General features: G+C 37.7%; 10 protein-coding genes. 3 read left to right on the top strand and 7 right to left on the bottom strand.

Translation table 11 applies throughout. The features are described 5' to 3' along the window. Positions 1 to 18 precede the first annotated feature (18 nt). The 3 genes from AOC36_RS05435 to gmk are packed head-to-tail and all read right to left on the bottom strand — an operon-like array spanning position 19 to position 3986. A complete protein-coding gene (locus tag AOC36_RS05435) occupies positions 19 to 1236 on the bottom strand; it encodes a transcription antitermination factor NusB (protein ID WP_067632229.1) in 1218 nt (405 codons plus the stop codon). Then, a complete protein-coding gene (gene priA, locus AOC36_RS05440; RefSeq protein WP_067632231.1) occupies positions 1233 to 3383 on the bottom strand; it encodes a replication restart helicase PriA in 2151 nt (716 codons plus the stop codon). The genes AOC36_RS05435 and priA overlap by 4 nt, the downstream gene beginning before the upstream one ends. A 30-nt stretch (positions 3384 to 3413) precedes the next feature. After that, positions 3414 to 3986 (bottom strand): guanylate kinase, encoded by a 573-nt coding sequence (gene gmk, locus AOC36_RS05445; protein WP_067632233.1) that lies wholly within the window; start codon positions 3984 to 3986, stop codon positions 3414 to 3416. A 208-nt stretch (positions 3987 to 4194) separates the two neighbouring features. Here gmk and AOC36_RS05450 point away from each other — a divergent pair, with 208 nt between their 5' ends. Next, the gene (locus AOC36_RS05450) at positions 4195 to 5817 is read left to right on the top strand and encodes an Rqc2 family fibronectin-binding protein (RefSeq protein ID WP_067632235.1); all 1623 of its coding nucleotides are present in this window, start codon (positions 4195 to 4197) and stop codon (positions 5815 to 5817) included. On the opposite strand, the gene AOC36_RS05455 is transcribed toward AOC36_RS05450, so the two are convergent. Further along, complete coding sequence (locus AOC36_RS05455) at positions 5771 to 6430, bottom strand: M48 family metallopeptidase (protein WP_067632237.1); 660 nt, start codon at positions 6428 to 6430, stop codon at positions 5771 to 5773. The two genes, AOC36_RS05450 and AOC36_RS05455, sit on opposite strands and share 47 nt — an antisense overlap. Before the next feature lie 45 nt (positions 6431 to 6475). On the opposite strand from AOC36_RS05455, the gene AOC36_RS05460 reads away from it, so the two are divergent. Both AOC36_RS05460 and AOC36_RS05465 read left to right on the top strand, forming a co-directional pair. Beyond that, complete coding sequence (locus AOC36_RS05460) at positions 6476 to 7240, top strand: Cof-type HAD-IIB family hydrolase (protein ID WP_067632239.1); 765 nt, start codon at positions 6476 to 6478, stop codon at positions 7238 to 7240. Positions 7241 to 7250: 10 nt separating this feature from the next. Next, entirely contained in the window at positions 7251 to 7829 is a 579-nt protein-coding gene (locus tag AOC36_RS05465) for a hypothetical protein (protein ID WP_067632241.1), read from the top strand. A gap of 122 nt (positions 7830 to 7951) precedes the next feature. On the opposite strand, the gene AOC36_RS05470 is transcribed toward AOC36_RS05465, so the two are convergent. The 3 genes from AOC36_RS05470 to dnaK all read right to left on the bottom strand — a co-directional run bounded on the left by AOC36_RS05470 (position 7952) and on the right by dnaK (position 13525). Continuing rightward, positions 7952 to 10507, bottom strand: coding sequence for an ATP-dependent Clp protease ATP-binding subunit (locus tag AOC36_RS05470; RefSeq protein ID WP_067632242.1), 2556 nt, complete (start codon positions 10505 to 10507; stop codon positions 7952 to 7954). Positions 10508 to 10590: 83 nt separating this feature from the next. Beyond that, the gene (dnaJ, locus tag AOC36_RS05475; RefSeq protein ID WP_067632244.1) at positions 10591 to 11706 is read right to left on the bottom strand and encodes a molecular chaperone DnaJ; all 1116 of its coding nucleotides are present in this window, start codon (positions 11704 to 11706) and stop codon (positions 10591 to 10593) included. A 25-nt stretch (positions 11707 to 11731) separates the two neighbouring features. Then, entirely contained in the window at positions 11732 to 13525 is a 1794-nt protein-coding gene (dnaK, locus tag AOC36_RS05480) for a molecular chaperone DnaK (RefSeq protein WP_067632246.1), read from the bottom strand. Positions 13526 to 13536 lie beyond the last annotated feature (11 nt).

Below are 13536 nucleotides of genomic sequence, written 5' to 3' on the forward strand. Positions count from 1 at the left end.
AACCTCGCTTCTTTATGGTTATTTTACCATGCTTTTACGACAATGTGCGACATAAAATCCATCTCCCAATGTATCCATTGGATTATAGGTTTTTTCATAAACACATTCAAACTCTGGATATGCCTCAATAAATCGTTGGATTTGTTTTTCGTTTTCTTTTCGATTTAAGGTGCATGTTGCATAAACAAGCAATCCACCAGGCTTCACAACTTTTGATGTGTTTTGTAAAATATCATATTGTATTGATTGTAATTCGTCAAGGTCTGATGGTTTGATGTGATAACGTAAATCATGTTTATGTGACAATACACCAAGTCCTGAACATGGCGCATCAACAAGTACAATATCAAACAAAGATTCGAAGGCTATTGTCGCTGCATCCCCTTGAATAATGCGTGTATTTGTTACTCCAGTTCGTTCCATAAGGTCTTGTGTTTTTAAAACGCGACTCTCATGAAGATCCACACCAATGATGGACCCCGTGTTCTTCAGTCGATTTGCAAGTCTTAGTGTTTTAGTTCCTGGTGCACAACAGCAATCCAACACATCCATCCCTTCAACGATATCAAAAGAATTCACTACATCTTGACTGTTTATATCTTGAATCACTAACACACCGTGTTCTAAGTAATCCGATTGAAATACTTCAGGTTTCACAATCTTTTTATCGACATCCAAAAAGAGCATTTCTTCTGTGATGTGATGGTCAACGAGTTGATTCATCCACCCATAAGTTGGTTTAATGGATTGACAATATTGTGCATATTCAAGCGCGAAGCTTTCCGAATATTGCCCTTTCAATAATTTTAAAATCCAAAGTGGCATACTGTATTGAATTGATGCAACATCTAAGGCATCGCCATCAATTGCACGCTCTTTACGTTGAATCATCTTCTTTAATACTGCATTCACAAGACCACTATAACGCTTTTGACCAACTGCCTTCATTAAATTTACGGATTCATTTACGATTGCATACTCTGGTATATCACGCATCTTATAATACTGACATGCCGCAATTAGGAGTACAATACGTACTGAATCAGGTGTTTTGTTATCAATAAAATCATCGAATTGATATTCTAAATACATTTTATGCTGTAGTGCTGTATAAACAAGCGCAGAAACAAATGCTTGATCCTGTGCATCGAGTTTAAACGCTTTTAAAACAAGGTGCGCATGCTTTCCTTTAACTAATACATCATGTAATACACTGTAACTTATCTTTCTTCTCATGCCATTAACGTTAACGGATTAACGTCAACACTCACCCCAACTTTCTCAATTTTTCGATAGCTTTCTAAAGCACTCTGAACATATTTTATCATAAGATCAAGGTTCTTTCCTTTAAGAATGATGCGATATTCAAAGGTATCATTCATTTTACCACAATCATAGGGACCAATTATGGTTCCATCAAAGGCCGGCATGCAAGATACAAATGTATGAGCTGCACCTAAGACCTTATTTTGGTTTTTATCTTTAAAGTATACCGCAATTAAATAGCGATATGGTGGATATTTTGCTTGCGCTCTAAAGGTCATTTCTTGTTTAAAAAATGCTTTATACTGATGTTTTGATCCATAAACGACAGCATAGTGATTTGGGTTAAACGTTTGAATTACAACCCTTCCTTTTTTATCGCCTCGCCCACTTCTCCCTGCTGCTTGCAGAATTAAGTCAAAAGTAGTTTCAACGGAACGGTAATCATTGCGTGCCAACGACGCATCAATATTAATAATACCTACGAGTGTTACATGGGGATTATCAAGCCCTTTCGCAATCATTTGAGTCCCAATTAAGATATCAATTTTTTGCTGATTAAAGTCACTTAGGATATTTTCATGTGCATTTTTGATGCGGGTTGTATCACGGTCCATGCGCATGATGGTCGCATTTGGGAAAAGCTGATGAAGCCAGTGTTCAAGCCGCTGTGTTCCCACTCCACCACCAATCAGATTTACTGGAGTTCCATCATTGTTTTTAGGAAATGCTTGGGTTTGATACCCACATACATGACATCTCAGTGATTTATCACGCGCATGATAATTCAAGGATACATCACAATGCGGACAGGTCAAAATTGCATCTGTATCGACATCTTTAACCCACGTTAAATAACCCCTTCGATTCAACAATAAAATGACTTGTTCATTACGATCAAGGGTTTCTTTGATTAAATCTTGAAGCCTTTGTGTTAGATTTGCGTTTTCTTTATGATGCAATGCTTCTTGTGTATCGACAATCTCTACTTCAGGTAATGAATCGTTGATTCGACTGGGTAGTTCTAATAAGGTGTAAACGCCTTTTAAAGCACGTGCATAGGATTCGAGTGCTGGGGATGCACTGCCTAGTATCAACGGACATGTGTGGTAGTCTGAGCGCCATTGTAAAACATCGCGTGTATGATAATACGGTGTATTGCTTTGCTTATAAGACTCGTCATGTTCTTCATCCATTATTAAAGCACCCAGATTTGAAAACGGGAGAAATGAAGCTGAGCGTGTTCCAACTACGAGTTTCACTTCACCCTTTAACACTCGTTTATACTGTTCATATTTTTCTTGATCGTTGAGTGCAGAATGATAGATTGCGACATCTTGGCCAAAGCGACTGGAAACACGTTCAATCATCTGAGGTGTCAAGGATATTTCAGGCACTAAAAATAACACCTGTTGCCCATGATCTAAAACCTGTTGAGCTAAGTTCAAATAAACTTCCGTTTTTCCACTTCCTGTAATACCATGCAAGACATAGGTGCGTGCTTCATTTAATTGAATCTTTTGAAGCACTTCACGTTGTGCCAAGGATAAATCATAACGTGGCATTACTTTTTCGATGGGTTTGTCTACATAGAAACTCTCGATTTCATCACGTGCTAATATCCCCTTTTCAACAAGTTTCAGGTACCCTGGATAAATTTTTCGTGCATCACTCACACGCATTACATCACTGCCTTCAAACGCATCAATAAGTGCGCGTTGCTTTGGGGTAAGTGACGCATAATTGGACGATATAATGCGAACAATTGGAATCATTTTAATGCGCTTAGCGGAACTTTTTGGTTTTAAGGCGTTGGGAAGCATTGTCTGAATGCAAGAAATATAAGGTGATATTGTTTGATAAGACATCCATTTGGCACACGCTAAAAGTTCAGGTGTGAGCAAGGGTTTGTCATCAATGACGGCTTCAATTGGTTGAATTTTATATCGGACAGTTGTTGGGTCAAGTTCATATATTTTGTGGACCATACCAACAAGACGGCGTCCTTGAAGTTTCACAAAAACACGTCCACCTTCGCATGCGCTCATCGAATTTAGCGCATAGGTTAATGTTTCATTATTTAAAAAAGTTTGTTCAATAAAGACATCACATACCTTCACAAATCATCCCTCCTACGAAAAACAACTCTATTACAGAGTTGCTTCAATATTTCTACGTATAATAAGTGAAACCATTTCTGCAGCAAATTGAGGATCATCATTACATACAACATAGCGATATTGATTCATTAAATCCATTTCTTTACTTGCCTTAGATAACCGTTGATCAATGATTTCAGGATCTTCAGTTCTTCTATTTTCAATTCTACGTTTCAATTCTTCAAGCGATGGTGGAACCAAGAAAATGCTTAATGCATCTGGAACCTTATCAATTACTTGAAGTGCTCCTTGAACTTCTATCTCAAGGATAACATTCTTACCCATATCACGTAAGCGATCCACTTCTTGAAGTGGTGTACCGTAATAGTTTCCAACAAATTCTGCATACTCAAGAAGCTCATCATTTTGAATTGCTTCTTCAAAGCGAGCTCTGTCTACAAAATAGTAATCTTTTCCATCAATTTCACCAGGTCGTTTGGTTCGTGTCGTCATCGAAATTGAGAATGCAAGATTCAATTCTTCACGATGAATGAACAGTTCCCGTACTGTTCCTTTTCCAACACCACTTGGACCGGAAAATATAATTAACAAACCACGTTTCATATTCAACCATCCCTTACTATCAAAAATCATGGATTATCAATTATCATAAGGGTTTTTTGCGATTAAATCAAATAGTTTTGACAAATCCTTGAAAATTTTCATGTGAAACCCCCGATTTCCACCACTAAGATGCAAAATCACCGTGAAAACAAGTGGTAAGTCCTTCATTGATTTGTGATATAATAACAGACAGTTATGGAGGGATTTTATGCCACTAGATGGAGTATTACTTCACAGAATTATTGAACAAATGCAAGATGCTGTTCCCATGCGCATTAATCGGATAACACAACCATCATCCCATGAGTTTGTGTTTCATTGTTTTGCTAAGAAAAAGTATGCCCTTTTTATATCAACGCATCCTGTTTTTAGTCGTATTCAATTTACAAATCTCAAATTATCACAATCCGTTGAATTAACACACCTTTTATCACTTTTTAGAAAGTATCTTGACGGTGGCATTATTCAAACGATTCATCAAGTGGGTTATGATCGTGTTTTTGAGTTAACCATTGATCATCGAGATGATATGGGTGTTATACGAACATATCGTCTTGTCATCGAATTGATGGGGAAATATGCCAACTTAATCTTAGTGGATGAAGACGATCGTGTTATCGATTCACAAAAGCGTTTGGGATCATTTGAAAACAGTGGGCGATCCATTGTACCTGGTAGTGACTATACCGTTCCTACAGATTTCAATCGTAAGCCCTTTAATGAAATCGTTCACGGTTTTGATTATAATGAGTCACTCACAAAGCAATTTGATGGCATATCACCCCTTCTTGAAAATGAGATTTTATACCGTCTTAAATCACAATCAATTGACTCGATTGTAGATGAGATTTCGAATACCACGTCACTTTATATTCATGGTAAAGATTTCCATTGCATCCAACTCACTCACCTCAACACTCCTTTTGAGGCCTTTGAACTTATGGAGGGATTGGATCATTATTATCATGACCTTCAAGAGCAAGAGCGAATCAAAGCCCATACGGGGGATTTGTTAAAGTCGGTGCGTCGTGAATTAAAACGAAGCAAACAAAAGCTACCGCATCTTTATTTAGATTATGAGAATGCGACTGAAAGTGAACATCTACGGCTGTATGGTGATTTATTGTATGCCTATTATGCAGATGCACCCAGTGGGAAAAGCGAAGTTATCTTACAAGACTTTGAAGGCAATGATGTCACAATTCCTTTGGATCAAAAAAGAAATGGGAAAGATAATGCAAAACGGTATTTCATACGCTATCGTAAAGCAAAAACCTCATTGTCTTATATTCTTGAACAAATTGAATTAACCGAAGATCGCATTGAATATCTTGAAAGTGTCTTAACACAAATTGAACAAGCTTCAGTTGAAGATGCCAAAGAAATTCAAGAGGAACTATCAAACCATGGATTTAGGTTTAAGGTGCAAAAGAGTCGTCAGACAAAAAAATCAAAGAAACCAAACTATATTGTCATTCAATACGATGAAGAAACTGTAATTTATGTCGGCAAAAATAACATTCAAAATGAATTAATCACGTTCAAACTCGCACGAAAAGAAGATATGTGGTTTCATGCTGCGCATACACACGGGGCCCATGTAATGATCAAATCCCCTTCGCTTAACGAAGATAAAATTCGCCTGTGTGCTCACCTTGCTGCCTATTATTCTAAAGGACGCTATGGGAGCAGTGTCGAAGTTCATTATACCCAAGCTAAGTATTTAAAAAAGGTGCCTGGAAAGCCACCTGGATTTGTATCAATGAGCACGCATAACAGCATCTTTATTGATCCGGATGCTCAGCTCGTTCACGCTTTTGTTGCGCAATGATGTGTTTGTAATTTGGCATTATTGATTCAATAATTGCATAAAACTGTTTACTGTGATTGAATTCAATCATATGTGCACATTCATGAAGTACAACATACTGAATGAACTCCAAAGACTCATGAAATAGATAGGTATTAAATCCTAAAGATCCTTTGCTTGAACACCTGCCATATAATCGCTTGTATTTACGAATAATATAGGGTGGAACCTTGAGTCCTAACTGTCCACAATAATCGTTTAAACTAGACTGGATAATTTCATCCAGTTTTTCTTTCAGTTTGTCTTCAACAAATTGGTTCACACGGCCTTGTGATGCACGCTTAGGATGCGTGATTATTAATGCTTGTGATGAGATTTCACATCGATATTGTGTCCCAATAATTCTTTCGACCTGTAACTTACTTCCAAATACATACGCGATATCATCTTCAAAAACATCAAACCCTAGTTTTCGATACAGTGCGAGTTTTTCTAAAATCCACGGAGTTTTTTCCTTTACAAACCCTTCTATAATGTGTTTATCGACACCAAAAGGTGCATAGACAAATACACTTCCATCCACGACTTTTATAGCGATTGTTTTACGATTACTTTGCTTCAATTTATAGTTCATGCATAGATTATAGCATAGATGTGATATAATACACGTGGTGATTAAATGAAAGACTTAGAAATGCTCTATTTTGATGTGGATGGAACGTTGCTTGACAACAAAAATAACGTCATTCCACACACAACTGTTGAAGCTTTAAATGAATTAAAACAACAAGGATATAAACTTGCCTTATGTACTGGAAGAAACATTACCGCAATTGATATCGTGAAAGATCTCGTATCATGGGATGGATATGTTTTATCAAATGGATGTGCGGTATATGATCATAACTTAAATTTAATTTACGAGAAACCATTTGAGCCAGACTTTGTGTCACGCCTTATCCAAGCATCACATGCACCTCTGTTTTTGGAGGGTGAAAATATATACTTTTCAAAAGAACCGCATGACAAACTTAAAAAGGCGTTATCCTTCTTTAGTTCTTATTCAAACATTGATATTTTAGACTATGATAATCATAAAATATACAATATTATGAGCTATGATTATGACGATCTAAATTTTGAGATTATCCCTGATTTTGATACACAAGCGGATACAATGTTTGATGTGTTGGGGAATGTTGAAATCATTCCAAAAGATTCAGGTAAACATAGAGGTTGTAATGTTTTAAATTCTTATCTAAACATTACGCACTATGCTGGGTTTGGTGATGGCGAAAATGATATTGATTTCTTAAAAAATGCACCAATCTCTGTCGCAATGGGAAATGCACGAGATCATGTCAAAGAAGTAGCGCAATATATCACAAGTGATGTCGGAGACCATGGAATACTAAATGGTCTAAAAATGCTAGGACTTTTATAAGGGGAACATTATGGATGCAAAACAACTAGACAAACAAAGAAAAAACGAAGAAAAAGCAAATATATTCAGGGATTCAAAACGCCGTGTCGTTTATCCAATAAACTATACTGACCAAGCATATGTTTTAAGTCAAGATAACATAGGACGTGTGCTATTCTATGATACTCGTATTGTATTTGCGTTGTTACCAATAGCGCTTATTTTTGGGTTATTTGGGAAATATTTAATCCCAGCTGTGATACTTGGACTTGTGCTTTATAGTGCAATCTATATTTACTTTAATAAATTTTTCTTTCCAACCCTAAGGGTTATTAAATTAAAACCAGATGATTATGCGTATACAGTGAGTTTAACGGTTTTAAAAATGAAACGTCAGGAACGTCTAATTCGAGCATTAATGGGACTTATTATTTTAATCTTGATTGTGAATTTTGTGATTGTTTCTTACACTCAAGGAGATCAAGATATGTTGAATCTTGTCAGCTCATCTGTTTCCATCTTCTTGACTGCCCTACTCTTAGCATTTGAGCTTAAAGACATCTTTAAGATATCTAAATTAATCAAGGAAAAGAAAAAAGAAACAGCGTAAATAAAGGACGTAATCATAACGCGATAAGAACTGCAGTTGTATGCAGTTCTTTTTTGATTTTATTGATCCATAAATGCTTGGATTTGATATCATATTATAAAAAAACTCGTTGAAACGAGTTTTTAGTTTAAGCGAATTGATGGGTCTACGATATTGATTGTAAATCCTTCTGAATTCGCATCCACAAAGATTGTTGAATTGTCTTCAGTATCCTTCGCAATTAGTTCATAAGCAATCTTGTTTTCAATTTCATTTTGAATATAGCGTTTCATTGGACGTGCACCATAGGTCACATCCCCACCATCGTGTGCGATTTTCTGAACTGCTTCATCACTCACATCTAAAATGAGGTTTCGTTTTTGAAGTCGAGCACCCAGCTCGTTAATGAATTTGCGTGCAATTTCAACAAGTGCATGGGGTGTCAGTGCATTAAAGACGATAATTTCATCGACACGATTGATGAATTCAGGTTTAAAGCTTGATTTCACTGTATCCATGATCTTATCATATCGTTTACTCTCATCATAATCAAAGACATGTTGACTTCCTAAGTTTGAAGTCATGATGATGATAGTATTTTTGAAATCAACCGTGACCCCTTTAGAATCCGTAATTCGTCCATCATCAAGAATTTGTAAGAGCACATTGAAGACATCAGGATGTGCTTTTTCAATTTCATCAAGCAAGACAATGCTGTATGGATGGCGTCGTACAGCTTCAGTAAGCTGTCCGCCTTGTTCATACCCTACATAACCAGGAGGCGCGCCAATGAGTCGCGATACATTGTGTTTTTCCATGTATTCGCTCATATCAAGTCGTACGATGTTATTTCGATCGTCAAAAAGTTGTTCAGCAAGTACACGTGCGACTTCTGTCTTACCAACACCTGTTGGTCCTAAGAACATAAATGAACCTAAAGGTCTGTTTTCATCTTGAATCTGTGCTTTGGCTCTTAGGATTGTATCTGTGACACGTTGTAATGCTTCATCTTGACCTTTTACTTGTTGGCCTAGAATACTCTTTAAATGGATGAGTTTGTTTCGTTGTGAATCAACAAGACGGCGTACATCGATATGTGTCCATTTGGATACAATCTCTGCAATTAAGTCTTCCGTTACAATTTCTTGAATCATACCATCATGACCTTGTTCTTGGTTTTCTTCTGCAATAATTTTCTCAAGATGTGGAATGGTTTCGTATTGAAGTCGCGCTGCATCTTCATAACGCGCTTCATTTTGAGCACGTTCAAAATCACGCCGAGCTTTTTCAAGTCGTTCTTTTGCATGTTTGACTTCGTCAAGGTCTGCTTTTTCCTTTTCCCATTGGCCATATAAAACATCATAGCGTTCTTTAAGATTTTGAAGTTCGTCAACGATTTCTTCCAAGCGATCAAGTGCTTTTGAATCCGTTTCTTTTTGGAGTGCTTTCTCCTCAATTTCAAGTTGACGAATCTTACGCATTAATTCATCCAATTCTTGTGGCATAGATTCCATTTCTACTCGAATGGATGCACAGGCTTCATCGATTAGATCGATTGCTTTATCAGGTAAGAATCGATCCGTAATGTAACGGTTGGACAAGGTTGCTGCAGCAACAATTGCCTCATCCAAAATTTTAACACCATGATGTGATTCAAAGCGATCTTTGAGTCCACGTAGAATGGACACTGTATCATCTACTGTTGGTTCTGATACTAAAACACGTTGGAAACGACGCTCAAGTGCTGCATCTTTCTCAATATGTTGACGGTATTCATTGAAGGTTGTTGCCCCAATCAGATGAAGCTCACCACGTGCTAACATGGGTTTTAAGAGATTTGCAGCATCCATTGAGCCTTCAGTTTTACCTGCACCAACAAGATTGTGAAGCTCATCGATAAAGAGAATAATTTGTCCTTGGGCTTCTTTCACTTCATTTAATACTGCTTTGAGTCGTTCTTCAAATTCACCCCGGTATTTTGCACCGGCAATCAAAGAACCCATATCCAATTCAATCAAACGTTTCTCTTTAATGCTAAAAGGCACATCACCGCGCATAATCCGCCATGCTAACCCTTCAACTATTGCGGTTTTCCCAACACCGGGTTCACCAATAAGCACCGGATTATTCTTTGTTTTTCGAGATAAGATCTCGATAACTCGTCGAATTTCATCGTCACGACCGATGATTGGATCAACCTTATTATCGCGTACATCTTGAACAAGATCACGTCCATACTTTAATAGTGCGTTCAATTGATTTTCGCCAGTTGGTGATTGAATTGTTTTACCACCTCTAAATGCATCAATGGCTGCATCGACTTCTTTTAAACTTCCTTTTGGTATGTATGATGCTTTTGTATCAAAGGCTGCGTGAAGCAGTGCAAAAACAGACACATAGGTATCACCTTTTTTCTCTGCCCAGCGCTGTGCATTCGTAAGCAGTTGACCACTTTCATTAGAAAATTGAAGTTGTCCTGATCCGCCGCTTGCACTTTGATTTAAGCTTTGATTCACACTCTCCAAGATTTCATCGGAATTGAGTGATGTTTGCTTCAGAATTGATTGTGTGTCTGTGTCTAGTAACAATGCTTTCATAATATGTGCATTGTTTACAAGTGTATGATTGTATGACATTGCCAATTGTGCTGCTTCTTGCAAGATCGCTTGTGCTTTTTCTGTCATTTTATTTGAGTCCATATGTTCACCTCCATCTGTCTCTATTATAGCACTCTAAACGATTGAGTGCTAACTCATGCTCTAAAGAAAGTGACACGTGAATGTCACTTAAAATTCTTTTTAAATCGTTCAAATACAGAATCATTTTTTCCTTCTGCTTGTTTGATTTTTTCAAATAAACTCTTCTCTTCACGATTCAGTTTCTTAGGTACTTCAACCTTAACTTCCACATATTGATCACCATAGTTATCAGAGCGCAAGTCTTTTACTCCCTTACCACGTAATCTAAAGCGTGTGTTTGGTTGGGTTCCTGCTGGAATTGTGAGAGACACATCACCATGTACTGTAGGAACATCAACTTGTGTTCCTAAGATTGCATCGACTGCAGAAATAGGAATGCTCACATTAATGTTGTTGCCTTCACGAACGAAGTGTTTGTGTGGATTTACAACGATTTCAACATATAAGTCGCCATTTGGACCGCCATTTGCACCGCGTTCACCCTTACCACTTACACGAAGTTGTTGTCCTGAAACAATGCCGGCTGGCACATGAATTTCAACGTCAACACGTTTTGAAACATAGCCATGTCCATGACAGTTTTCACATTTACGAGCGATTGTTTTACCCGTCCCACTACAATCTGGACAGACACCTGTTGATTCAAAAACACCAAATGGTGTCCGTTGTTGTGTTGTTACATGACCTGAACCACCACAGCGTGAACATGTTTTTATATCTTCACGTGAATGAGCTCCTGAACCATGACAAACAGTACAGGTTTCATCAACAGTCATTTTAACGGTCTTGTCAACACCAAAGACAGCTTCCATGAAGTCAATACGCATGGTCATGAAGCGATTATCCCCTTGACGCGGACCAGAAGCGGTTCGTCTTGAACCGCCTCCAAATCCACCACCAAATCCTCCTCCGAAGAATTGGCTGAATATATCGCCCATATCAAAGCCTGCTCCTCCACCAAATCCACCGGATTGATCGAAAGCAGCATGACCGTATTGGTCATATTGCGCACGTTTGGTTGAATCACTTAAGATATCATATGCTTCTTGAACTTCTTTAAACTTCTCAGAAGCATCCTCTGATTTGTTAACATCAGGGTGATATTGTTTTGCGAGTTTACGATATGCTTTTTTTATTTCCGCATCACTTGCGGACTTGTTGACACCGAGTATCTCATAATAATCTTTCTTTTGAGCCATAAGTCACCTCCGCAAGTCCTATCGACTAATTCTTTTCTTCAAATTCAGCATCAACAACATCATCAGCTGGATTTGATTCATTACTTTGTTCAGCATTTTGATACATTGCTTGACCCATTGCTTGAGCTGCTTGTTCAAGTGCATCAAGTTTTGTCTTCAAGCTGTCGGTATCGTTGTTATCAAGTGCTTCTTGAAGTTCATCACGTAATTTTTGTACTTCAGCTTTTTGATCTTCCGGAACATTTGCTTCTTCATTTTTCAATGTGTCATCAATTTGATGAATGAATTGTTCAGCACGGTTACGTACTTCAGCTGTTTCTTTAAGCTTAGCATCTTCATCAGCATGTTCTTGAGCTTCACGAACCATGCGATCAATTTCGTCTTGGCTTAATCCTGAACTGTTAGAAATCGTGATGGATTGTTTTTTGTTTGTTCCCTTATCAAGTGCTGATACGTTAACAATACCATTTACGTCAATATCAAAGGTTACTTCGATTTGAGGAACACCACGTGGTGCGGGTGCAATTCCATCTAATTTGAAAAGACCCAATTGTTTGTTGTCTTTAGCCATCGGACGTTCACCTTGTAATACGTTAATGTCTACAGCTGGTTGGCTATCAGCAGCTGTTGAGAAGATTTGTGATTTTGATGTTGGGATTGTTGTATTGCGGTCAATTAAGACGGTCATAACACCACCCATTGTTTCAATACCAAGTGATAATGGTGTAACATCAAGTAACAATACATCCTTAACATCACCTGCAATAACACCACCTTGAATTGCAGCACCCATTGCAACAACTTCATCAGGGTTTACAGATTTGTTAGGGTCTTTACCTAATTCTTTTTTCACTGCTTCTACAACCGCAGGAATACGTGTTGAACCACCTACTAATAATACTTGGTGAATATCATTGCGTGTTAGCCCAGCATCTTTAAGTGATTGACGAACTGGTCCTAAAGTACGTTCTACAAGTTGTTTTGTCATTTCGTCAAACTTAGCACGTGTAAGTGTTGTTTCTAAGTGTAATGGACCTGAAGGACCTGCTGAGATAAATGGTAAGCTAATTTGAGTGTTTACCATTCCTGATAAGTCTTTTTTCGCTTTTTCAGCAGCTTCTTTTAAACGTTGCATTGCCATTTTATCTGCTTTTAAGTCAATGCCATTTTCTTTTTTGAAAACATCAACAAGGTAATCAACAACGATGTGGTCAAAGTCATCACCACCCAATTCATTATCACCAGCTGTCGATAATACTTCGAATGTACCATCCGCAAGTTCAAGAATTGAAACGTCGAAGGTTCCTCCTCCAAGGTCAAATACTAAGACTTTTTGTTCTGTGTCTGTTTTGTCGATACCAAATGCTAATGCTGCTGCAGTAGGTTCGTTAATGATACGTTCTACATCAAGACCTGCGATTTTACCTGCATCTTTAGTTGCTTGACGTTGTGCATCGTTAAAGTAAGCAGGAACAGTAATAACCGCACGTGTTACTTTTTCACCAAGATAGTCTTCTGCATAGGATTTAATATATCCTAAGATCATTGCGGAAACTTCTTGAGGTGTATAATTTTTTCCTTCAAGTTCAATCTTTTTATCGGTACCCATTAAACGTTTAACCGATACTGCTGAGTTAGGGTTAGTAACGACTTGACGTTTTGCAGCGTCCCCTACGATTCTCTCACCATTTTTAAAACTTACAACTGAAGGTGTTGTACGATTTCCTTCAGGGTTTGTGATGACTTTTGATTCGCCACCTTCCATGATTGCTACACATGAGTTGGTAGTACCTAAGTCAATTCCTATAATTTTGCTCATTGTTAGTTCCT

This window comes from Erysipelothrix larvae (assembly GCF_001545095.1).
In the GTDB taxonomy this organism is placed as follows: Bacteria; Bacillota_I; Bacilli_A; order Erysipelotrichales; family Erysipelotrichaceae; genus Erysipelothrix; species Erysipelothrix larvae.

Excerpts from the sequence above, each read along its gene's own strand:
- gmk (WP_067632233.1), bottom strand. The coding sequence starts at position 3,986 with ATGAAACGTGGTTTGTTAATTATATTTTCCGGTCCAAGTGGTGTTGGA.
- dnaK (WP_067632246.1), bottom strand. The coding sequence starts at position 13,525 with ATGAGCAAAATTATAGGAATTGACTTAGGTACTACCAACTCATGTGTA.
- AOC36_RS05470 (WP_067632242.1), bottom strand. The coding sequence starts at position 10,507 with ATGGACTCAAATAAAATGACAGAAAAAGCACAAGCGATCTTGCAAGAA.
- AOC36_RS05460 (WP_067632239.1), top strand. The coding sequence starts at position 6,476 with ATGAAAGACTTAGAAATGCTCTATTTTGATGTGGATGGAACGTTGCTT.
- AOC36_RS05450 (WP_067632235.1), top strand. The coding sequence starts at position 4,195 with ATGCCACTAGATGGAGTATTACTTCACAGAATTATTGAACAAATGCAA.
- AOC36_RS05435 (WP_067632229.1), bottom strand. The coding sequence starts at position 1,236 with ATGAGAAGAAAGATAAGTTACAGTGTATTACATGATGTATTAGTTAAA.
- AOC36_RS05465 (WP_067632241.1), top strand. The coding sequence starts at position 7,251 with ATGGATGCAAAACAACTAGACAAACAAAGAAAAAACGAAGAAAAAGCA.
- dnaJ (WP_067632244.1), bottom strand. The coding sequence starts at position 11,706 with ATGGCTCAAAAGAAAGATTATTATGAGATACTCGGTGTCAACAAGTCC.
- AOC36_RS05455 (WP_067632237.1), bottom strand. The coding sequence starts at position 6,430 with ATGAACTATAAATTGAAGCAAAGTAATCGTAAAACAATCGCTATAAAA.